General features: G+C 40.6%; 22 protein-coding genes and 2 pseudogenes. 15 read left to right on the top strand and 9 right to left on the bottom strand.

The window, feature by feature from the left end; all coding sequences use genetic code 11:
* Positions 1–9: 9 nt before the first annotated feature.
* Positions 10–1,233, bottom strand: a complete 1,224-nt coding sequence (locus FTT72_RS08830) for an SAM-dependent methyltransferase (RefSeq protein ID WP_180178233.1) — start codon at positions 1,231–1,233, stop codon at positions 10–12.
* Between the two features lie 107 nt (positions 1,234–1,340).
* Here FTT72_RS08830 and FTT72_RS08825 point away from each other — a divergent pair, with 107 nt between their 5' ends.
* Together FTT72_RS08825 and FTT72_RS08820 are read left to right on the top strand one after the other, a co-directional pair.
* A complete protein-coding gene (locus tag FTT72_RS08825; RefSeq protein WP_180178232.1) occupies positions 1,341–1,982 on the top strand; it encodes a hemolysin III family protein in 642 nt (213 codons plus the stop codon).
* A gap of 145 nt (positions 1,983–2,127) precedes the next feature.
* The gene (locus tag FTT72_RS08820; protein ID WP_111885003.1) at positions 2,128–3,441 is read left to right on the top strand and encodes an MFS transporter; all 1,314 of its coding nucleotides are present in this window, start codon (positions 2,128–2,130) and stop codon (positions 3,439–3,441) included.
* A gap of 299 nt (positions 3,442–3,740) precedes the next feature.
* On the opposite strand, the gene FTT72_RS08815 is transcribed toward FTT72_RS08820, so the two are convergent.
* Positions 3,741–4,751: a metallophosphoesterase gene (locus FTT72_RS08815; RefSeq protein WP_180178231.1), complete on the bottom strand. Its 1,011-nt coding sequence runs from the start codon at positions 4,749–4,751 to the stop codon at positions 3,741–3,743.
* 104 nt (positions 4,752–4,855) lie between these two features.
* Here FTT72_RS08815 and FTT72_RS08810 point away from each other — a divergent pair, with 104 nt between their 5' ends.
* Positions 4,856–6,475, top strand: coding sequence for a phospholipase D family protein (locus tag FTT72_RS08810; protein WP_257233417.1), 1,620 nt, complete (start codon positions 4,856–4,858; stop codon positions 6,473–6,475).
* Positions 6,476–6,523: 48 nt separating this feature from the next.
* Here FTT72_RS08810 and FTT72_RS08805 read toward each other — a convergent pair whose 3' ends face one another.
* Complete coding sequence (locus FTT72_RS08805) at positions 6,524–7,345, bottom strand: 1-acyl-sn-glycerol-3-phosphate acyltransferase (RefSeq protein WP_180011647.1); 822 nt, start codon at positions 7,343–7,345, stop codon at positions 6,524–6,526.
* 410 nt (positions 7,346–7,755) lie between these two features.
* Between FTT72_RS08805 and hflX the strand changes: the two genes are divergently transcribed.
* The 6 genes from hflX (at position 7,756) to FTT72_RS08775 (ending at position 11,989) form a co-directional block, all read left to right on the top strand.
* Positions 7,756–9,090: a ribosome rescue GTPase HflX gene (hflX, locus tag FTT72_RS08800; RefSeq protein ID WP_180178229.1), complete on the top strand. Its 1,335-nt coding sequence runs from the start codon at positions 7,756–7,758 to the stop codon at positions 9,088–9,090.
* 43 nt (positions 9,091–9,133) lie between these two features.
* A complete protein-coding gene (locus FTT72_RS08795) occupies positions 9,134–9,505 on the top strand; it encodes a hypothetical protein (RefSeq protein WP_078194269.1) in 372 nt (123 codons plus the stop codon).
* A gap of 10 nt (positions 9,506–9,515) precedes the next feature.
* On the top strand, positions 9,516–10,190 hold the full coding sequence (locus FTT72_RS08790; protein ID WP_078190106.1) for an LrgB family protein: 675 nt from the start codon (positions 9,516–9,518) through the stop codon (positions 10,188–10,190).
* A gap of 248 nt (positions 10,191–10,438) precedes the next feature.
* A complete protein-coding gene (locus FTT72_RS08785) occupies positions 10,439–10,891 on the top strand; it encodes a DUF2147 domain-containing protein (RefSeq protein ID WP_180024995.1) in 453 nt (150 codons plus the stop codon).
* A 60-nt stretch (positions 10,892–10,951) separates the two neighbouring features.
* Positions 10,952–11,401, top strand: coding sequence for a DUF2147 domain-containing protein (locus tag FTT72_RS08780; RefSeq protein ID WP_180178228.1), 450 nt, complete (start codon positions 10,952–10,954; stop codon positions 11,399–11,401).
* 141 nt (positions 11,402–11,542) lie between these two features.
* Positions 11,543–11,989: a DUF2147 domain-containing protein gene (locus FTT72_RS08775; protein ID WP_180024993.1), complete on the top strand. Its 447-nt coding sequence runs from the start codon at positions 11,543–11,545 to the stop codon at positions 11,987–11,989.
* Positions 11,990–12,042: 53 nt separating this feature from the next.
* On the opposite strand, the gene FTT72_RS08770 is transcribed toward FTT72_RS08775, so the two are convergent.
* The 4 genes from FTT72_RS08770 to pdxA are packed head-to-tail and all read right to left on the bottom strand — an operon-like array spanning position 12,043 to position 15,600.
* Complete coding sequence (locus FTT72_RS08770; protein ID WP_180178227.1) at positions 12,043–12,888, bottom strand: symmetrical bis(5'-nucleosyl)-tetraphosphatase; 846 nt, start codon at positions 12,886–12,888, stop codon at positions 12,043–12,045.
* A 6-nt stretch (positions 12,889–12,894) separates the two neighbouring features.
* Positions 12,895–13,707, bottom strand: a complete 813-nt coding sequence (gene rsmA, locus FTT72_RS08765; protein WP_180011634.1) for a 16S rRNA (adenine(1518)-N(6)/adenine(1519)-N(6))-dimethyltransferase RsmA — start codon at positions 13,705–13,707, stop codon at positions 12,895–12,897.
* Between the two features lie 30 nt (positions 13,708–13,737).
* Positions 13,738–14,595 (bottom strand): pilus assembly protein PilJ, encoded by an 858-nt coding sequence (locus FTT72_RS08760; protein WP_180178226.1) that lies wholly within the window; start codon positions 14,593–14,595, stop codon positions 13,738–13,740.
* A 21-nt stretch (positions 14,596–14,616) separates the two neighbouring features.
* Positions 14,617–15,600 carry a 4-hydroxythreonine-4-phosphate dehydrogenase PdxA gene (gene pdxA, locus FTT72_RS08755; RefSeq protein WP_180178225.1) on the bottom strand — a complete coding sequence of 328 codons (984 nt, stop codon included), beginning with the start codon at positions 15,598–15,600 and terminating at the stop codon, positions 14,617–14,619.
* Between the two features lie 661 nt (positions 15,601–16,261).
* Here pdxA and rplM point away from each other — a divergent pair.
* Both rplM and rpsI read left to right on the top strand, forming a co-directional pair.
* The gene (gene rplM, locus FTT72_RS08750) at positions 16,262–16,690 is read left to right on the top strand and encodes a 50S ribosomal protein L13 (protein ID WP_004722943.1); all 429 of its coding nucleotides are present in this window, start codon (positions 16,262–16,264) and stop codon (positions 16,688–16,690) included.
* A gap of 12 nt (positions 16,691–16,702) precedes the next feature.
* Complete coding sequence (gene rpsI / locus FTT72_RS08745) at positions 16,703–17,089, top strand: 30S ribosomal protein S9 (protein ID WP_078190115.1); 387 nt, start codon at positions 16,703–16,705, stop codon at positions 17,087–17,089.
* A 63-nt stretch (positions 17,090–17,152) separates the two neighbouring features.
* Here the strand turns inward: rpsI and FTT72_RS08740 are convergent, their stop codons facing one another.
* A complete protein-coding gene (locus FTT72_RS08740; protein ID WP_180178224.1) occupies positions 17,153–17,398 on the bottom strand; it encodes a hypothetical protein in 246 nt (81 codons plus the stop codon).
* Between the two features lie 164 nt (positions 17,399–17,562).
* Between FTT72_RS08740 and FTT72_RS08735 the strand changes: the two genes are divergently transcribed.
* From FTT72_RS08735 to FTT72_RS08725, 3 genes are read left to right on the top strand one after another with little or no spacing between them, the layout of a single operon-like run.
* Positions 17,563–18,216: a glutathione S-transferase N-terminal domain-containing protein gene (locus FTT72_RS08735; protein ID WP_180005135.1), complete on the top strand. Its 654-nt coding sequence runs from the start codon at positions 17,563–17,565 to the stop codon at positions 18,214–18,216.
* Positions 18,217–18,243: 27 nt separating this feature from the next.
* Positions 18,244–18,672: a ClpXP protease specificity-enhancing factor gene (locus tag FTT72_RS08730; RefSeq protein WP_078194278.1), complete on the top strand. Its 429-nt coding sequence runs from the start codon at positions 18,244–18,246 to the stop codon at positions 18,670–18,672.
* A gap of 18 nt (positions 18,673–18,690) precedes the next feature.
* Positions 18,691–19,332 (top strand): hypothetical protein, encoded by a 642-nt coding sequence (locus tag FTT72_RS08725; RefSeq protein ID WP_180178223.1) that lies wholly within the window; start codon positions 18,691–18,693, stop codon positions 19,330–19,332.
* Positions 19,333–19,473: 141 nt separating this feature from the next.
* On the opposite strand, the pseudogene FTT72_RS08720 reads toward FTT72_RS08725, so the two are convergent.
* A pseudogene (locus FTT72_RS08720) lies at positions 19,474–19,814 on the bottom strand (IS3 family transposase); the annotation flags it as partial.
* 32 nt (positions 19,815–19,846) lie between these two features.
* Between FTT72_RS08720 and FTT72_RS16295 the strand changes: the two are divergent.
* A pseudogene (locus FTT72_RS16295) lies at positions 19,847–19,972 on the top strand (hypothetical protein); the annotation flags it as partial.
* Positions 19,973–20,170 lie beyond the last annotated feature (198 nt).

The following is a 20,170-nucleotide window of genomic DNA, read 5'->3' as shown; positions in this document are numbered from 1 at the left end:
CTTCATCCTTTAGCATTTACAGCCAATATCTTGCTGGTCCCATTGATCATTTAACAATAATTCCAAGGAATGCTTTTGAATGCCATACATGTCTTTTAAAGCTTGGATCTGCGCCAATACCGCTTGATCAGGCTCGACATAGTCTGCACGTTTGGTTGCCAAGATCATTTTATTTTTACTGGTATGCTCAAGTGCCACAAATTCAAAGACTTTGGTTTCATAACCATATGCTTTCAATAAAAGTGCACGAATCGTGTCAGTAAGCATCTCTGCTTGCTGGCCCGCATGAATGCCAAATTGCAACATCGGTGCAAGTACTTGCGGCGCTTTCAATTGCGGACGCAATTCTTTATGACAACACGGCGCACACATGATCATTTGCGCATTTAATCGAATGCCGGTATGAATCGCAAAGTCCGTTGCTACATCACAAGCGTGCAGTGCAATCATGACATCTAAGCGCTCAGGCGCATATGTACGAACATCGCCTTGGAAAAAATCCAGTTGGCTGAAATTCGACTGCTGCGCAACGCTTTGGCAAAATTCCACCATTTTCGGATTTAGCTCAACCCCTGTCACTTTAGGCACTTGCTGGTGTTTTGCTAAATAATCATATAATGCAAAAGTCAGATAGCCTTTACCTGAACCAAAATCCACGACATGTAGAGATTGATCGCTCTCTTTGATCTGGCTTAAAGCGCCTGAAAAAATTTCTACAAATTTATTAATTTGTTTCCATTTACGTGCCATGCTCGGAATAATTTGTGCTTTTGCATCCGTAATACCGAGTGGCTGTAAGAAATAACTGTTTTGATCGACATAGCGATGTTTCGCTCGATCATGTCCTTGCTGCTCCGTAGGAATTTTCCCTAAGGCTGGCTGCTTTTTGCTGATGCTTAGCATCGCTTTCTTTTTATTTTTTTTGAGCTGAATTTCTTCATCCAAGGTCATCAGGTTGGCTTGCTTACAACAACTCAATAAACTTTCGACTTGTTGATATGCGGATGCGATTGGATAGTTTTTGGTGATATCTTGAGTTTTGTAACGATATAAACAGCTGAGAAATGACTCACCTTGCAGCGAAATGACTCGCAAGGTCATTTTTTCTAATTGGTCTAATTCACCTTTATACTGACTCAAAATCATGCGATCAAAACGCTGTGTTTCAATGGCTTGCTGAAAGGCTGCTAAAAATTGCTGCTCTTGCGTAGAGGGAGAAGCCAATGATGACATAATATAAACCTAGATAAATTTGCAAAACAATTTTAAATCTTCTTACACCAAAAGCAAAATTGAATTACTATACATGTGTATATTTAAATTATTATAAAAGATACGTTATGAATGCTCCCCATCTTTTAGCTTATGACCAAGCTGAAGAAAGACTGAATTTCTATACCCATGCTTTCGGTGCAGCGTTGTCGGTCATCGCAGGTATCCTACTGATTTTAAAAGGATCATATCTTCCAACTGGAAAATGGCTTGCACTTTGGGTGTATGCATTCAGTATGCTGTTATTGTTTTCAGCGTCGAGTCTATATCACTTCGCAGAATCTCCTGAGCGCCGTGGTTGGTACAAAAAACTCGACCATACCGCAATCTATTATTTAATTGCAGGTACTTATACCCCGTTTCTGGCAATCGCACTGCCTACCGCAAAAGCGCATTATTTACTCATTGCACTGTGGGTTATTGCCGCTATTGGAACACTATTCAAATTAATTTTCATTCATCGTTTTCAAAAGATTTCGTTGATTGCTTATTTGGTGATGGGATGGCTTGCAGTACTGGTAATGGATGATATGCAACGCTTTTTATCTGATCAAGCTTTAACCTACCTGATCATTGGCGGGCTATCTTATACAATCGGTGCATTGTTTTATGCCTTAAAAAAGGTAAGATATACACACGCTATCTGGCATATTTTTGTATTGATAGGTGCAGGATCACATTTCCTGTCGATTTATCTCTACGTGATATAACCCACTGACACTGCATTCTTTAGTGACCCTAATTCCGCAGTCCGTAAGTTGGTATTTCGTATTTTTTTAAGAAATTACGCCTTTTTTAAAAAGATTACGCTTTTAAAACTAAGTTCAATTATTTTTAGTAAGTGTAAGGTCCACCATGGCGTCTTCAAGTGCTGCTGCCACTGAACAGCAACCAACAAATTCAAAATTCCGCGTACTTACAGCAAGTCTTGTAGGTACCACAATCGAATTCTTCGATTTCTACATCTATGCAACTGCGGCTGTAATTATCTTCCCGCATCTGTTCTTCCCTGCAAGTACAGATCCAACAACCGCAACGATTCAATCTCTAGCAACGTTTGCGATTGCCTTTATTGCTCGCCCGATTGGTGCAGCATTCTTTGGCCATTTAGGTGACCGTATCGGTCGTAAAGCCACATTAGTTGCCGCTCTCCTCACCATGGGGATTTCTACAGTATGTATCGGCTTGCTTCCAACCTATGCTCAAATTGGTATCGCTGCTCCGCTCATGCTTGCACTTTGTCGCTTAGGTCAAGGTCTGGGTTTAGGTGGTGAATGGTCAGGTGCCGTGCTACTTGCAACTGAAAATGCGCCAGAAGGCAAACGTGCTTGGTATGGTATGTTCCCTCAATTAGGTGCGCCAATCGGCTTTATTCTTGCAACAGGCTCATTCTTGACCTTAGGTCACTTCATGTCTGAAGCTGAGTTTATGCAATGGGGTTGGCGTATTCCATTCATTGCAAGTGCGCTATTGGTTATTGTCGGTCTGTGGATTCGTTTAAAATTACATGAAACACCAGCGTTCCAAAAAGTATTGGATAAGCAAAAAGAAGTAAATATTCCGTTCAAAGAAGTGATCACTAAGCACTGGGGGATGTTAATTCTCGGTACGATTGCCGCGATTTGTACATTTGTAGTGTTCTACTTAACCACAGTATTCGCTTTACAATGGGGTACAACCCAGCTTGGTTACACACGTGAAGAATTTTTAAAACTTCAACTGGTTGCCACACTTTGTTTTGCTGCCTTCATTCCACTTTCTGCTGTATTTGCTGAAAAATTTGGTCGTAAAACGACTTCGATTGCGGTATGTGTTGTATCTGCATTGTTTGGCTTAGTCTTCTCAAGCATGCTTGAGTCTGGCAGTACTGCGATGGTGTTCTTATTCCTATGTATCGGTCTTGCGATCATGGGTTTAACCTATGGTCCAATTGGTACGGTATTGTCTGAAATCTTCCCAACGTCTGTACGTTACACAGGTTCAGCTTTAACCTTTAACATGGCTGGTATTTTTGGTGCATCTTTCGCGCCATTGATCGCAACTAAACTTGCAACTGGCTATGGTTTATATGCAGTAGGTTACTACCTAACTGCGGCATCAATCCTTTCATTGATCGCGTTCTTAATGATTCGCGAAACTAAAAATGATGATGTGAATAATCAGGTTTAATCTGATTCAATAGCAAAAAAAGCCAGCGATATCGCTGGCTTTTTTATGTCTCAAATTGAGTCAATGACCTGATTAGCTACTCTCTTGTTGACATCATTTTAATTTCATTCATGCATGCAGCTTAGATCCCACTGAGTGGCAATACACATCATCTGTTCCAAGACACTGTCATTCACTCAACTTCAAACTACAAATGTTTAATGGCACGATTCAATTTTATTAACGAAACAAGGTTTGTAGCTCTTCATCAAGAGGAACAGTCACCAAACCGTTTAGCGATAATGAACGGTAGTTTTTGATTAAACCAACTCGATAATATCAATGGTCGGTGGCACAAGAAAACGAAAAGGTACCCCAACCATCCCCGTACCGACAGTGACAAAGACATCTGCATTATCATGCTGATATAGCCCTTTTTTGTGGCCTAAAATGGACACTTTTTTCATTACATAATCAGTCAACCATGGCAGTTGTACCTGCCCGCCATGCGTATGACCCGACAACATCAATGGTCGTCCCGGAAGTTTAGGTACCATATCGACTGTATCTGGATTATGCGACAAAATGATCCAAGGCTTATCTTGTGGCAATTCTGGCAAATAGCGCATATCGGCTTTACCTGCCCACAAATCCCCAACGCCTAATAAGCGAAACTCATTAAATTCCACCACTTGCCCTTCGATATCCACCACATGATTACTTTCTAATGCATGTTTTAACAGCGCTTGAATAGGCGGACCGGGATATTGCTCATCATGATTACCATTCACCGAATAAATTGGAGCAATAATTTTTTTCAGTACAGCCAATTCTTCAGCTAACTTATTTTCTGGCTCGTAAGTCCAATCCCCTGCAACCACGACCAAATCAGGATTTTGCGCATTGATTTTATCGACGATCATTTTTAACTGACGTTCATGACCTGAAAATAAACCAATGTGTAAATCACCAATTAAAGCAATGCGAACTGGCTTTAATAATTGTCGTGTTTCGTTTAATTGATATTGGCATTTTTTCACCTGAATCATGTGCGGCTCGATAAAGCGGGCATAGCATAAAAGCCCCGTAACAGCACCGACAAAAATCGCTTCATGTAGTGAATAATAGCCACTCCAGCCTGCATAAAAGCTAAAGAAGAATAAAGGAATAAGTAAATACGAGAGATAAAATGCCAACAAATGTACGAAGGCTTTAAACGGATGAATCGTTTCCGTGCGCGACTGACTTAACCAAGCTTGGGATATTGCCCAAACGCCCAGCACAGCCAACCCGATATAAAAATACATCACTACGGAATCTAATTCCCACATACATTTGCTCTACAATTTGCCTAACGAGAAAACTCGGTCACTATATTTATCTTTTCACAGCTGACACTTATACTCAAATCAAATTTTTTAGTATGTCTAACAGTATGAACTCAGCTACACCGAAACAGCAGAATTTGCCCTTCATACACAACCACACTAAGGCGGTTTTGCTGAGTTGTAGCCTTGTTTTGACTTTATCTGCATGTAGTACCTTGCCTAAACAGCAAACTCAACCTGTGGAATATGCCTTTAATACTCCCACTGACGATACTAGCCTTGCGAAAATTGTGCTGCCGCTACGTGAACAAAATCCTAATTTAACCGGTTACCACGTTCTGTATGACCCATTAGAAGCCTTAGCGGCTCGAATTGAGCTAATCAATAAGGCCGAAAAAAGTTTAGATTTACAATACTATATTTGGGATAACGACAAAATTGGTGCTTTGGCCCTACATGCCATGATCAAAGCTGCAGATCGTGGGGTGAAAATTCGTTTATTGGTCGATGACAATAATGCAAAAAAAATGGAAGGCATTTATATGGCACTCGACCAACATACCAATATTGATGTCAAACTGTATAACCCGTACCGCTTCCGACATTTCCGCCCTGTCGATATGGTGTTGGATCTAAAACGCATCAACCGTCGTATGCACAACAAAAGCTTTATTGCAGACAATCAAATCGCATTGATTGGTGGTCGCAATATGAGTAACCAATACTATAACGTCAGTGATAATTATCAATTTTCCGATGTCGACGTCATGTTGGTCGGTGCGGCATCCGATGAAATCATCCATTCTTTTGACGAATATTGGAATGATGATTATGCCTTTCCAGTACGTCAATTGGTCAATCCACGCCACTATAGTTTGCGCTTTGACAGTCTCAAACAACAACTCGATGACTATAACCAAGAAGCCACTGTGGTCAATTATTTGGACTTAGCTAACCGTTCACATGCCTTTGATGACTGGCTCAACAATAAAATCCAATTTGACTGGGTCAAAGCCGAAGTGGTCAAAGATTCCCCGAGCAAAATCAAATCTAAGGCTAAAAAAGAAGAGCATCTCAACTTTCAGCTCCTCAACCGTTTAGATAAACCGGAACAAAGTGTCGATATCGTTTCGGCCTACTTTGTCCCAGAAAAAAAAGGGGCTGAACGCCTAAAAAATCTTCGTGCAGATGGCGTAAAAGTCAGAGTCTTGACTAACTCATTCCAGGCCAATGACGTGCCATTGGTTCATGCTTTTTATAGCAAATATCGTCAAGATCTCTTGGAAAACGACGTTCAACTCTATGAATTTCTCTCTAGACCTGATGCAGAAAACCTCAACACCAATACCAAAGAGTTGGCGGAAAAATCTAAAGTTAGTCTAAAAGGTTTAAGCCGTTCAAGCCTACATGCCAAACTGATGGCAATTGATGAAAAACAAGTCTTTATCGGTTCATTTAACTTTGACCCTCGCTCAGCATATTTAAATACTGAAATTGGGGTATTACTGAATAGCCCACGCTTAGCCAAAGCAGTCCACTACACCATGGATGAAAATTTGAGTAAATATGCCTATAAGTTAGTACTCAATGCAGACCAACAGATCAATTGGAAAATTAAGCTGTCAAATGGTCAAACGCGTATTTATCCACGTGAACCGAAAATCAAGTGGTGGCAAAAAGCAGGGGTGAAATTTATCTCTTGGTTGCCGCTCGAAGGCTTTATGTAAGGATTGTGCTGCAAAGGCATCCCCCTTGCAGCATGTATCACTAATTCATTAAGCTTCAACTGGAACTGGCGCTTTAAGAACTTTAGCTTGAAGCTCTGCTAATCCCTGATTCATTTTTTGCTGCACTTCTTGTGTCAGACTGTCAACAGTATGACCTGCCGAATCAATTGCGGGCAATGTCATCAGATGCGCGGTGACATTCGGCATTTCTAAGACATTTTTGACATGCCGATCAAAGCTAATGTCTCCGACATAGGGCGCAATATTATCGAGTTCACCGTCCTGATTCACATAGCAAATTAAGCAAATTTGGACTGGACGTTCGGCTTCAATTGCCGCACCTAAAATACGACCATGAATTTTTTTAATTTTGCTGCCATCTGAAGTGGTGGCTTCTGGGAAAAAGAGTACCGGCGTATCTTGTTTTAAGAAGCCCGTAATTTGTTCTTTAATTTTAATTGAGTCGCCAGAACCACGCTTAATAAATAAGGTGCCACCGCCTTTCGCCAAATTACCCAGCACTGGCCATTTTTCAATCTCAGCTTTCGCCAAAAAGAAAACACGTGCGCCAGAACCCAAAACTGCCACATCTAACCATGAAATATGATTACTTACCCAAAGGGCTGGTTGACGTGGAATTTCGCCATGCACTTTGACTTCAAGATTAAATACTTTGCATAACTTGCGACAAAAATACTGCACATAGCGGGTATTTTGCGGGTTATTCGGGTCTTTATACAATTGATGACGATAAACCAAATAAAAACCCTGCGTCACGGCAACAGCTGCTGCACCGACTTTTTTACAATACAAATAAAATTTTGAAAACACATTAATTTGCGGTGTATTGACGATTTGAGGTTGATTCATAAACGGTTCACTAAAAGGACACGGTGCCACAATTTGGCGTAAATTTTCATCATCATATACCGAAGACAGTTTTTTTGCATTGATCATAAAAACCGAAGTCGAAGATAATATTTCCCTATTTTAATCGTTTTTAAAAATCAAATATTATTTTTATATCGGTTTTAAAGGTTAAAATTATGAATCATTCATATTCAGACAATCCCCCTATTTCTTCATGGCAAGCGTTAAAAGCCATTGCTGGTTTTTCATTGATATATGTTTGTGTGCTTTTCTTATTGGCGCTGAGCTTTCGAAGCTTTCTCTAATTGAATAGCACGACATACAGAACTTAGCCATTAATCCCTCACTTAGATTAACCCTCGTACTGCATTTTCGCCTAAAATGAATCTTTAAACAGGAGTGTGTGCTGAGTGGAAAATTTAAATCAACATCAAGCGAGCGGTGAACGCGTAATTTTAGTCAGTGTGGCAGTACAAATGCTCGCAGACCTTGATGCCGAAGAATTCCACTTACTTGCTCAATCTGCAGGTGCCAATATTTTGCAACATGTGCATGCTCAGCGTATTAAGCCTGATGCCAAATTATTTATCGGCTCAGGGAAAGCTGAAGAAATTGCAGAAGTGGTTGCAGAGCATGAAGCCGAATTGGTCATTTTTGACCATGCCCTCACCCCTGCCCAAGCACGTAATCTTGAAAGCATCATGCGATGTCGTGTGGTCGATCGCACTGAATTAATTTTAGATATTTTTGCCCAACGCGCACGTACCTATGAAGGTAAATTGCAAGTTGAATTGGCCCAATTACAACATATGGCTTCACGGCTGATTCGTAGTCGTGGCGATCTCGATAGCCAAAAAGGTGGGATCGGCCTACGTGGACCGGGTGAAACGCTGCTGGAAACTGACCGTCGGCTACTCAAGCTCCGTATGGGACAACTCAAAGCGAATCTTGAGAAAGTCCGCCAAACACGTATGCAAGGTCGTGTGGCACGTCAAAAAGCTGCTGTTCCAACCGTGTCATTGGTGGGTTATACCAATGCTGGTAAATCGACCTTATTTAATAATTTAGCAAAAAGTGATGTCTATGCAGCAGACCAACTGTTTGCGACACTTGACCCAACTTTACGCCGTCTACATTGGGATGGTATCGGCAACTTAGTTCTCGCAGATACTGTAGGTTTTGTGCGTAATTTATCGCACTCACTGGTCGAGTCGTTTAAAGCCACCTTAGAAGAAACGTTGGAGGCGACCTTATTGTTACATGTCATTGACTCCAGCAGTCCTGACATGATGGAACAAATCGAGGCTGTCGAAAAAGTACTGAAAGAAATTGGTGTCGATGTTCCGATTCTGCGCGTTTATAACAAAATTGATGTCAGTGGCGAAGATCCTAAAATCATCTATGGCAAGCCACATCAGCCGGAACGTGTCTATGTCTCAGCACATAGTGGTAAAGGTCTTCCCTTATTACGCCAAGCGGTTCAAGAATGCTTAATGGGACAGATTCAAAGCTTTGAAGTCCGTCTAAAACCGGCTTATGGCAAATTAAGAACACAACTGTATGCGCTCAATGTGATCCAAAATGAAAGTTATGATGAACAAGGCAACTTAATTTTGCACGTCATCATTGCCCCGCATAAGTTAGAACAACTGATTAAACAGGCGCATTTACCCATCGAAGAAATTTTGGGAACGCGTGCGCAACAATTTCAACGTCCACTTGAAGAATTTGAAATTAAAGACTAAATCGGTTAAAACTTGATTAGTATAATTTTAACGAAAGACAAAAATGGACTGGATCAAGCGCATCGACTGGAAAGCCTGGATAGGCACTATTGCATTAATTATTATTTTCCGTGAAGGCGCGGTCTGGGTCATGAAGCAATTCAATCACCCAGAATTAGGCAATCTAGTCGGTTTGATTGCCCTCTTGATCGTGCTTTCATTTTGGAGAAAATTCAACAAAATTCCAGCCAGTTTGGTCGATACCAATAATAAAATCATGAAAGAAAGTGCCTTTGCCTTCTTACCCATTAGTGCAGGCTCATTGCTGATGATGATGCATTTAGGTGATGAAATTCCAATGTTTTTGATTGTTCTCTTTGTCAGCACCCTCATACCGCTATGGGTCTACGCAAAAATGTCTAAGAAATGGCTATAGGAGAATCAACATGCTTTCAATCATCTCTGGATTCATCATTACCTTGATCGCCTATCTTGTCGCAAAACCTATTAATAAAAAATTACCGCAAATCCCCGTGATTGTGATTGGGATGTTTTTCGTCATTGGTATGCTCTATCTTTTTGGCATTTCCTATGAAAGTTATATGGCACAGGTCAATCCACTGTTCAATAACTTACTCGGCTATGTCACAGTGGCCTTGGCTATTCCTTTAGCAGCGATGCGCTACGATGACTTGCCTTTAAAAGCCGTGGGCGGGATTTTAGTCTTTGCCAGTATCAGTGCCGTTGCCCTCCCTATGGGGCTGGCTTATTTGCTGCATTTGTCAGATCCAACCATTATGGCTTTTGCTACACGGGCAGTGACCACCCCTATTGCCATCAACATTGCCACGCTGTTGCATTCCCCGATTCCTTTGGTAATTTTGATTGTGATTTTATCAGGGGTGATTGGCGCAGCGTTTTCACCCATCATACTCAAAAATATTCATGATGAACGTGCATCAGGACTCGCCTTAGGACTTGCTGCACATGCGATTGGCACAGCTCAAGCTTGGCAGCGCGGCAGCATTGCTGGGCGCTATGCGGCATTTGGCATGGCGGTAAATGCAGTATTCACAGCAATCTGGTTGCCAACTTTCATACTCTATCTACAAAATATGTGACTGAGCAATCACTTTTAAATGATTGTTTTGTATAAAAAATAAACTTAATATAAATTCAAGGGTACACCACAACACATTGAACGATGTGCTGTGGATGTTACATTTTTGGTAAAGGCACTTTTGTGCAACATGTCAACTTTCCCGAATAAAATGTAAATATTTATGCTTAGAGTAGTTGCTCTAAGTTTAAATATTACCTAGTATGATCAATAAACCCTCACAAAGTGTATTGATAAAGGATTATTAATATGATCGAAAAAAGTTTGAAATGGGCTGCATTATTCGGTGCTGTAGTTACAAGCTCCGCACTCTATGCTCAAGATCTTACAGGGACTTGGCAACAAATTGACGATAAAACTGGTTCGCCTAAAGCACTGATCGAAATTCGAAAAGATGCCAAAGACACCTATACCGGCAAAATTGTAAAAGTGACGCCACGTCCGGGTTATACACCAAAGGAAAAATGTGTGAATTGCCCTGCACCTTATACCAACCAGCCTATTTTAGGGATGGATGTATTTAAGGGGCTGAAACTTGAAAGTGAAAATACCTACTCTCAAGGAAAAATTATTGATCCTTTAGCAGGCAAAATTTACAGCTTAAAAGGCAAAATTTCTGCCAATGGTAAGCGCTTACATTTACGTGGATATCTGGGGATTTCCGCGATTGGTCGTACACAGACATGGATTCGCGTTGAATAAATTTTAAATTTATTCAGTAAATTGATTTGATATAGGTGAACCACCTACAGGGAATATCTGATGAAAAAATTAAAAGTGAGCCTCTTATTCTTAGCTGCTGTAATGAGTGGTTCAGCTTTTGCTCAAGACCTTTCAGGGACTTGGCAACAAATTGATGATAAAACAGGTTCACAAAAAGCCATTATTGAAATCCGTAAAGAAAGTAATGGAACATTCGTGGGTAAAATCATCAAAGTGACGCCGCGTCCGGGCTATACACCGCGCGACACCTGCGTAAATTGCCCTGCACCTTATAAAAACAAACCGATTTTAGGCCTTGATATCTTAACAGGTTTAAAACATATTGAAGGCACTAATAACTACGACAAAGGCCGTATTATTGACCCTCTTTCAGGCAAAATTTACGACACAAAAGTTCGCCTAAATGCCAGTGGCAAACGTCTCACGCTACGTGGCTATATGGGTGTATCAGCACTTGGTCGTAGTCAAACTTGGATTCGCCAAGAATAAGCTCAATGTTATAAAAACCGCCGCCATGGCGGTTTTTTTATGCCTAAGATATTCAAATTATTTTAAAAAATTAAGTTGACTATTCTCGTAAACTTTCTAACATACGTGCTCATAAATCACGCTTCTAGGGGAAAAGCGATTATGTTTAAAAAAATATTATTCAGCCTTTGCACATTCGGATTGATGAATGTCGCATTTGCAAATGACATTACTGGCACGTGGCAACAAATTGACGATAAAACAGGAGCGGCCAAAGCGATTATTTCGATTCACAAAGAATCCAATAATACCTATACCGGTAAAATTATTAAAATTACACCACGTCCTGGCTATACACCGCAAAAAAACTGTAATAAGTGCCCTGCGCCTTATACCAACCAACCGATTCTCGGCATGGAAATTGTTAAAGGTTTAAAGCAAATTAATAATACAAATAATTATGAAAAAGGTCGTATTATCGACCCTCTTTCTGGCAAGGTTTATGATGCTAAAGTGCGCTTAAACAGCACAGGAAAACGTATTTCGATCCGTGCAAGTATTGGCGTTTCAGTCTTGGGCCGTAACCAAACTTGGATTCGTTTAGACTAATCCTCACACTAATAAAAAAGCCGCATCAATGCGGCTTTTTTATTTTTAAATACTTACATCACAGGATTATCGACCGCAAACATGTGCTGATCTTCTAAACGATATGCCATCAACTGATTGCCCCAGACACATCCGCCATCCACATTTTGGATTTTTGCTGAAATGCTTTTTCCTTGCAAAGCCGCCCAATGACCAAACAGAATTTGATGGGTCTGAGCTGCTTGTGACTCAAACTCAAACCATGGCTTAAAACCCTTCGGCATAGGGTCATCGAGTGAATCTTTAAAACTGAACTCTAATCGACCTTCTGCATCGGTTAAGCGCATGCGGGTCAAATAGTTGGTAATACAGCGTAAGCGCGCATGACCAGACAAATCATCCGACCATAGGTTCGGCTCTTTACCGTACATCACTTGAAGAAACGCATCGACCACATCAAAGTCGTCATGACCAATCACCACTTCCACTTCCTTTGCCAAGTCTGCGGTTTGCTGCGCAGTCCAATTCAAAGGAATACCCGCATGAGTCAAAATGGTTTGCTCATTCGGAAATAGACACAGCGGCTGCTTGCGTAGCCAATCGATCAGATCATCACTTTCTAAAGCGTGAATCACATCATCGATATTGTCTTTAGGATTAATATCCTTAATACCGCGAGCGCATGCCAGTAAAGTCAGATCATGATTGCCCAGTACCGTCGCTGCAACTTCACTATCCACTAATTTTTTGATGAAACGCAAAGCACCTACCGAGTTTTCACCCCGTGCAACAAGATCACCTGCCAACCATATAAAATCTTGGTCTGCATCAAACTTGATCTCTTTCAGTAAAGCTTTTAATGCTTCAAAACAACCTTGAACATCACCAATGACATAGTTATAGCGAATAGAGCGAGTCATAATTATTTAAGCCACCATTTGATCTGCTAATGCGACAAATTCTGCAAGTGTTAGAGTTTCCGGACGCGCCATTGGATCAACCCCTGCATTTTCAAAACCATCTTCAACCAACATGCCTTTTAAGCTGTTACGCAAGGTCTTGCGGCGCTGAGTAAAGACATGTGAAACTAAACGCGCAAGCGCTTTTTCATCTTTCGCCATAATCGGTTTAACGGCATAAGGCTCTAAACGGAATACCGCAGAGGTGACTTTTGGCGGCGGATTAAATGAGCCCGGTGGCACTTCAAATAAAAACGTCGGTTTGCAGAAATATTGAATCATCACCGATAAACGACCATATTCTTTAGTATTCGGTGAAGCGGTAATACGGTCCACAACTTCTTTTTGCAACATGAAGTGCATGTCTTTGACTTTGTCCCCGAATTCCAAGAGATGGAATAACAACGGTGTCGAGATGTTATACGGCAAGTTACCAACCACACGCAGTGGACGGCCTTCGGCAAACAGCTCGGTAAAGTCATATTTCAGCGCGTCGGTTTCAACAATGGTCAAGCGCTCAGGATGCGGCACACGGCCCGGCAAACCTGCAGCTAAGTCACGGTCCAGCTCAACCACAGTTAGAGCATCACATTCACCAATTAACGGCGATGTAAGCGCGGCAAGACCGGGACCAATTTCGACAATATTGTCACCAGTACGCGGATTTACCGAACGTACAATTTTGGCAATAACACGTTGATCATGTAAGAAATTCTGTCCAAACCGCTTACGCGTGTGATGCCCTTCATCTTTTGGGTTTAGGGCATTAATTTGATACATAAAATTCTCCGCATAGGTTTATTACAACGATTACTGACTTGATTCAAATTCACTCAAGCGAGCAAAAATTTCTTCGGACTTGGTCACATTATCCCGAGCCGCTTTAATTACACTGAGCAATGGCTCTTTTTGTTTCAACAAAGCCATTGTTTCAGATTTCATCATTTCTTCAGTTTCAGCCTGAATGGAGAGCAAACTTTCGCGCATTTCAGCATTGTTTACGCGCTCTACACCCAGTTCAGGATTACCATTCAGTTGAGCCTTCAAATAAATATTGAAAGTTTCAAAATCTGCTAAAAAGTCATCTAAATCGTCTGGATGAATAGAATTCACATCAGTTAACTTCAGCAAAGAACTCAACATTCGTCCCGCAATATAGACTTGATTTTTGGCAATCATTGCTTGAATAGCTGAATTGTTTGCTCTAGCCATCATATCAGCCAGAAGGTTATATTCAGCTTGAATACCCGGAATGGTTTCACTTACAAGAAGTTGATATTCATATAGCGCACTCAGGCTATTTTGATGCTGTACAAGCAGATCAATATTAGCATTGATTGCCTGCCCATCTTGAAGCATTTTATCAGCACCATCACGATTCGCATATTTTTTATGCACCGCGGTCAGCGCTTGATTAAATTTTTGCTGATTATGTTTAAAGCCATCCACAGCACCCGGTAATGCAAAACGTATAAATCCTTCCGTCTGTTTTGGAATTTGCAGCGATAATACTTTTAATTCACAAAAATGATGATCTGTAGCAAGCGTTGAACATGCTGACAGCATCAACGCTAACACAATCCCAAAAAATGGGCGAATGTTCGATTTCGCCCCAAGCATCTTGTTATTTTCCTGTTTTGTTTTTGATAATTTTTTACTATTATTCATATAAAATTCAAACCCTTATTATTAATTTTCGTTATTTTTCGCACGTGCTAATTCTAAAGCCAAATCAACCGCCACCTGTAAACTCGAACTTTTAGCAAGACCGGTTCCAGCCAGTGACAGTGCTGTGCCGTGATCCACTGAAGTCCGAATAAACGGCAAGCCCAAAGTGATATTGATGGCTTCGCCAAAGCCCTGCGACTTTAACACAGGCAAGCCCTGATCGTGATACATCGCCAAAACCGCATCCGCATCTTTTAAATTTTCAGGGGTAAATAAGGTATCAGCAGGTAAGCTCAGGCTCATATTCACCCCTTGAGCGCGATAACGCTCAAGCACCGGATTAATCACTTCAATCTCCTCCATGCCCAAATAGCCATCTTCACCCGCATGTGGGTTTAGACCGCACACCAAAATATGCGGATGATCTTTTTTAAATTTGGTTTTTAAATCATGAATTAAAATATCAATGACTTGATGCAAACGTTCTTGAGTAATGGCATCTGCAACATCACGAAGCGGTAAATGTGTTGTTGCTAATGCGACACGGAGCGTTTTTGTAGCAAGCATCATCACGACACGCTCAACGCCTGCAAATTCTTGATAAAACTCCGTATGTCCGCTGAAATGGATACCAGCATCATTGATAATCGACTTTTGCACAGGCGCTGTGGCAACACCAACACTTTTGCCTGACATCGCATAATCTGCAGAACGTCGTAATTGCTCCAACACATAAGCTGCATTATTCACATCTAACTGACCTGCAATAACTGGTTTAGTCACAGGTACATGTTCCACATAAAGCTGACCTAGAGCTGCCGACTCATCCTGCCCAACATAGTCGATCAGTTCAACTTCGAGCTTTAATTGTTGAGCGCGCTTGAGCAGCAAATCTTTATCAATAAGAACCACAATTGGCCTTTCATCTATTCGATTGGCTAAGCTCAAACAAATATCAGGTCCGATACCTGCGGGTTCACCGCTCGTGATATATAAAGGCAGCATGGGTTTATCCTGTGTGTGCAATAACATTATTATACTGTGTGATGCACATGACAGACCTAATTTTATTGACTAAAAATACCTGACAAAACTCAAAAATAAGCGCGTTGTACGACATTGTATGGAATGAAATCGAAAGCAAAACCTAAAATGTCAATGATCCAAATCAATGCAAATAAGAATCATAATGCCGCGCTGAACGACTGACACATGCTGCGGGTACTTCGTTATCAACCAAAAAGACATAACGCTCACAAGCAATAATCCAATCAACAGATAAACCAATAAATAACTAAGGAAAAATAAAGTGAGCATCATCAACAAAACGATGATCGCACCATCCGCCCCATGCAAATATACCAAATACAAAAAAGTTGGGCTTAAAATCAAGGTGCTACATAAGCCCATTAAATACCACCAATGCCGCAAAATAAGGGTTCAGATGTGTTTTTTAACAGATTAGAATTCGACATGATTTACTTTCATCCGCTTTTTTTATAATTTCTGGATTATCTACTGTTTATTGCTGAAGAAATATACTACAATACAGCGCTTGAAATTTTATATTTTCATTTGTGATTCTTCACGTATTCGTATAGAATCGCGTCTCCTTTTGTTTGGACAGCTTCCATAGTCCAAACCAACTATAATAGGTAGTGGTTTAATGAAAACTCTCAGCGCTAAGCCAGCTGAAGTTCAACACGACTGGTACGTTGTTGATGCTTCTGGCAAAACTTTAGGTCGCCTTGCGACTGAAATCGCTCGTCGTTTACGCGGTAAGCACAAAACTTCTTATACTCCTCACGTTGACACTGGCGACTACATCGTTGTTATCAATGCTGAGCAAGTTCAAGTGACTGGTAAAAAATCACTTGATAAGAAATATTATCGCCACACTGGTTTCCCTGGTGGTATTCGTGAAACTAATTTTGAAAAATTAGTTGCTCACAAACCAGAAGAAATCTTCGAACGTGCTGTAAAAGGCATGTTGCCAAAAGGTCCTCTTGGTTATGCAATGATCAAGAAAATGAAAGTGTACGCTGGTACTGAGCATCCACATACTGCTCAACAGCCACAAGTTTTGGACATCTAAGGGATACAGCACATGGCTACTAACTATGGTACAGGTCGCCGTAAGACCGCAACTGCACGTGTTTTCCTATCAGCTGGTACTGGTAAACTCGTAATCAACAACCGTTCTTTAGAACAGTATTTCGGTCGTGAAACTGCTCGTATGGTTGTTAACCAACCACTTGAGCTTTTAGAAGCTACTGAGAAATATGACCTTTACATCACTGTTGCTGGTGGTGGTATCGGTGGTCAAGCAGGCGCTATCCGTCACGGTATTACTCGTGCATTGATCGCTTCTGACGAAACTCTTAAACCTGCTCTTCGTCAAGCTGGTTTCGTTACTCGTGATGCTCGTGAAGTTGAACGTAAGAAACTTGGTTTACGTAAAGCTCGTAAACGTCCTCAATTCTCTAAACGTTAATTCGTTTACCGAATCGGACAAAAAAACCTTGGCTTATGCCAAGGTTTTTTTATGTCTTAATTTTTATGAAGATGATGCGAATAGAGTAACGATCCGATAAACAAAGAGACTCAAACTCGCAATTAAGCATATAACCGACAGTGTTAGTGTAATTGTACAAATGGTCATTTTGCTTTTTTGTTCAGGACTATTATCCTCTGCTCCATAATCAGAGGCATAACCTCCAGCGAGTGCCGTATAAAAGCCAATGCCCATAAAAATAACAGCAGCTAAAAATAATAATTTTTGTACAAGTGCAATGGTCATCATGCGGTGACGATCAGGTAAATGAATGACATGAAAAGCTATCAGATAAAATCAAATAAAACAAAACTGTAATTTTCACTGTAGCTGCATTGATATTGCTAAAGTCCCCGTGATTTTACTGTCTAATTTTAGTATCCTATCTTATTCATTTCTCATCGTCTCGGATTATGTCAGTCGAAAATGCACCTCTTCAAGGGATTACGCTTTACAGTCATGCGGATGACTTTCGCTCACACTGGATACGCTATGTACTTGCAGAGAAGCAAATCAAACATAATTTAATTATTGCTGATGATGAAGACGAAGATCTTGCAAGTTTAAATCCCTACAATCAACTTCCGATGATGATTGAAAATGGCCTAAAACTCTATAAAAGCAGTATTATTGCCGAATATCTGGATGACCGATATCGTCAAAATAAACTGTATGCAGATGCACCCATGCCTCGTGCAGAGCAACGTCAATATGTATGGCGCTTCGAACAAGATTGGTTAAGACTTGCCGATATTATGCTTCGCCATCCCGATACCCTCGATGAAAAAGCCAAACAAAAAGCACAAAAACAATTACGTGATACACTCATTTCACTAACCCCCTTGTTTCAGCATTATCCTTATTTTATGTCTGAACAATTTAGCATGTTAGACTGTATGCTCGCACCTGTATTTCTGCGCCTAAAAGCCATGGGGATTGAGCTTCCCAAACAGCAATGCCGCCCTATATTTCTCTATTGCCAACGCATCTTTAGCCGTCCTGCATTTATCAAATCGATGACATTGCAGGAAAAAAATCGCTATAGCGAGCTTTTAGCAAAAAATTAATTTCCCATAAATATTCGAGTAAGCATTATGTCTGAACAGGAACTACAACTCACTCCAACGCGTCCATACTTAACACGGGCACTTTATGAATGGATTTGTGACAATCAACTTACACCGTACCTACTTGTCGATGCGACACAGAATGGTACGATGGTACCAGTTCAATATATCCAAGATGGCCAAATTGTCCTGAATATTGCACCCCATGCAACGCATGCGCTGCATATGAGCAATGAGACGATTACTTTCTCTGCACGCTTTGGTGGCGTTTCGCAAAACCTCTATATCCCCTTTTCTGCTGTTCTAGGTATCTATGCACGTGAAAATGGTCAAGGCATGTTCTTCGATCCTCAAGAATATGAAGGTATTCAGAATGATCAAAATGCTTTAAAATCAAACGACCAAGAACAACAAGAGCAGCCGAAGAAAAAACCGGGTTTAAGGTTGCTCGATTAAAGAATAAGGAAGCGAATAATGGCTTTTGATTTAGTACAATATTTTGTCGAACAAATAGAATCTCAAAAGCCTATGCTTTTAAGTCATTTAAATCGTGAAGAAAAACGACAACATTTACGTGAAATTAATGCTTTAACCTTAGGTGAATTAATTCATCAGCTACGCATTAATGGCGAAAAGGTTTATCAAGAAATTACTCAGCCTGATGAACTCTATATTCAGGAAGTTTCACGCCATCTCACTACAAACCCTTCAAATGCATCAACATTAGAACGCTCTGAACTCGAAAACCTAACTACAGAAGTTTTTCATTTACAATTAAATGAATTAAAACAACTTCATGATACAGGCTCACATTCGCCACAAAGTATTCGAGAATTACTCAATGGACAAATTGAACATCTTTCTGGTCAAGCGGATGATTGGGTTTGGTCAACAAACAACCTAACAGAGCTCCTTGGTTCTAAACCAAATCTGCAAGAAGAGATATCATTAGAAGCATCAATGAAGGAGTTCAATCAAATGGTTAATCAACAACATACACAAGAAGACGTAACAACTGAAGTACAAGTACCGACTTGGTCAAAAATTGTAGAGCCAGTAGTTGCAGTGGTGATTCTATGGATTTTGGCATCTGCAGCATGTAATATTTTTGCTTAATTGACTTCATTTCTCTAAATCTATGACCTGCTTTTTAAGCAGGTTTTTTTTAATCGAATATTTAGGATATTGATATTTTAAATATAAAATTTACCCGATAAAGGTAGCCAAATAATGATCCCAGGCAGTATCGTGGACAACCTATCCCTCTAAATTCTTAAAATATTTCTGCTCAAAGGCTTCTGGGCTTAACCAACCATTTGCAGAGTGCCTTCTCACTCGATTGTAGTAAATCTCAATATAGTCAAACAAGACAACATTGGCTTCTTTTCGGGTCAAAAATACACTGCCATGTACCACATGACCTTTAAATGTGTGAAAGAAGCTTTCTGTTACTGCATTATCCCATGAGCAATATACTGCGCAAGGCCTCGTCTAGACATGCTTTGGATGCAGTTATTCATCAATAATAGCGCTCTAAAATCACGACTACAGTGCTGTGAGCCTTGGTCAGAATGGACCATGATATTCGTTGGATACCCGCCCACAATTCAAATTATGCAGTCATTGGCTTATGTTAGCTTGGATGATTTCAGAAGAACGAACCATTCATGAAATTTTAAATAAACCCTTTTATCATCCAACTTTAGAAGAAGGGTTAAGAACTGCATTAAAGCATGCACGACGTCAGTTAAAATAATTTTATCGTTTTAGGTCGATTTATAGCGTTGGATTTCCAACGCTTTATTTTCGCCCCCTTTTATCTTTTTCCACGCATAAAAAAACACCCCCTGCACTAGTCAGGGGGTGTTTTCGAATAATGAGCTGGCGATGACTTACTCTCACATGGGTAACCCCACACTACCATCAGCGCTAAGAGGTTTCACTTCTGAGTTCG

Origin of the sequence: Acinetobacter sp. YH01005 (assembly GCF_013420465.1) — a bacterium.
GTDB classification, from domain to species: domain Bacteria; phylum Pseudomonadota; class Gammaproteobacteria; order Pseudomonadales; family Moraxellaceae; genus Acinetobacter; species Acinetobacter amyesii.
Note: the sequence above shows the minus strand (reverse complement) of the source record. Positions and strands in the feature narration are given on the sequence as shown.

Coding starts and splice junctions, on each gene's coding strand:
- FTT72_RS08830 (WP_180178233.1), bottom strand. CDS start 1,233: ATGTCATCATTGGCTTCTCCCTCTACGCAAGAGCAGCAATTTTTAGCA.
- FTT72_RS08740 (WP_180178224.1), bottom strand. CDS start 17,398: ATGATGACCATTGCACTTGTACAAAAATTATTATTTTTAGCTGCTGTT.
- FTT72_RS08735 (WP_180005135.1), top strand. CDS start 17,563: ATGTCAGTCGAAAATGCACCTCTTCAAGGGATTACGCTTTACAGTCAT.
- FTT72_RS08760 (WP_180178226.1), bottom strand. CDS start 14,595: ATGAATAATAGTAAAAAATTATCAAAAACAAAACAGGAAAATAACAAG.
- rsmA (WP_180011634.1), bottom strand. CDS start 13,707: ATGTATCAAATTAATGCCCTAAACCCAAAAGATGAAGGGCATCACACG.
- FTT72_RS08815 (WP_180178231.1), bottom strand. CDS start 4,751: ATGTGGGAATTAGATTCCGTAGTGATGTATTTTTATATCGGGTTGGCT.
- FTT72_RS08825 (WP_180178232.1), top strand. CDS start 1,341: ATGAATGCTCCCCATCTTTTAGCTTATGACCAAGCTGAAGAAAGACTG.
- rplM (WP_004722943.1), top strand. CDS start 16,262: ATGAAAACTCTCAGCGCTAAGCCAGCTGAAGTTCAACACGACTGGTAC.
- FTT72_RS08725 (WP_180178223.1), top strand. CDS start 18,691: ATGGCTTTTGATTTAGTACAATATTTTGTCGAACAAATAGAATCTCAA.
- FTT72_RS08780 (WP_180178228.1), top strand. CDS start 10,952: ATGAAAAAATTAAAAGTGAGCCTCTTATTCTTAGCTGCTGTAATGAGT.
- FTT72_RS08785 (WP_180024995.1), top strand. CDS start 10,439: ATGATCGAAAAAAGTTTGAAATGGGCTGCATTATTCGGTGCTGTAGTT.
- FTT72_RS08810 (WP_257233417.1), top strand. CDS start 4,856: ATGAACTCAGCTACACCGAAACAGCAGAATTTGCCCTTCATACACAAC.
- FTT72_RS08805 (WP_180011647.1), bottom strand. CDS start 7,345: ATGAATCAACCTCAAATCGTCAATACACCGCAAATTAATGTGTTTTCA.
- FTT72_RS08795 (WP_078194269.1), top strand. CDS start 9,134: ATGGACTGGATCAAGCGCATCGACTGGAAAGCCTGGATAGGCACTATT.
- FTT72_RS08790 (WP_078190106.1), top strand. CDS start 9,516: ATGCTTTCAATCATCTCTGGATTCATCATTACCTTGATCGCCTATCTT.
- FTT72_RS08730 (WP_078194278.1), top strand. CDS start 18,244: ATGTCTGAACAGGAACTACAACTCACTCCAACGCGTCCATACTTAACA.
- FTT72_RS08820 (WP_111885003.1), top strand. CDS start 2,128: ATGGCGTCTTCAAGTGCTGCTGCCACTGAACAGCAACCAACAAATTCA.
- rpsI (WP_078190115.1), top strand. CDS start 16,703: ATGGCTACTAACTATGGTACAGGTCGCCGTAAGACCGCAACTGCACGT.
- FTT72_RS08770 (WP_180178227.1), bottom strand. CDS start 12,888: ATGACTCGCTCTATTCGCTATAACTATGTCATTGGTGATGTTCAAGGT.
- pdxA (WP_180178225.1), bottom strand. CDS start 15,600: ATGCTGCCTTTATATATCACGAGCGGTGAACCCGCAGGTATCGGACCT.
- FTT72_RS08775 (WP_180024993.1), top strand. CDS start 11,543: ATGTTTAAAAAAATATTATTCAGCCTTTGCACATTCGGATTGATGAAT.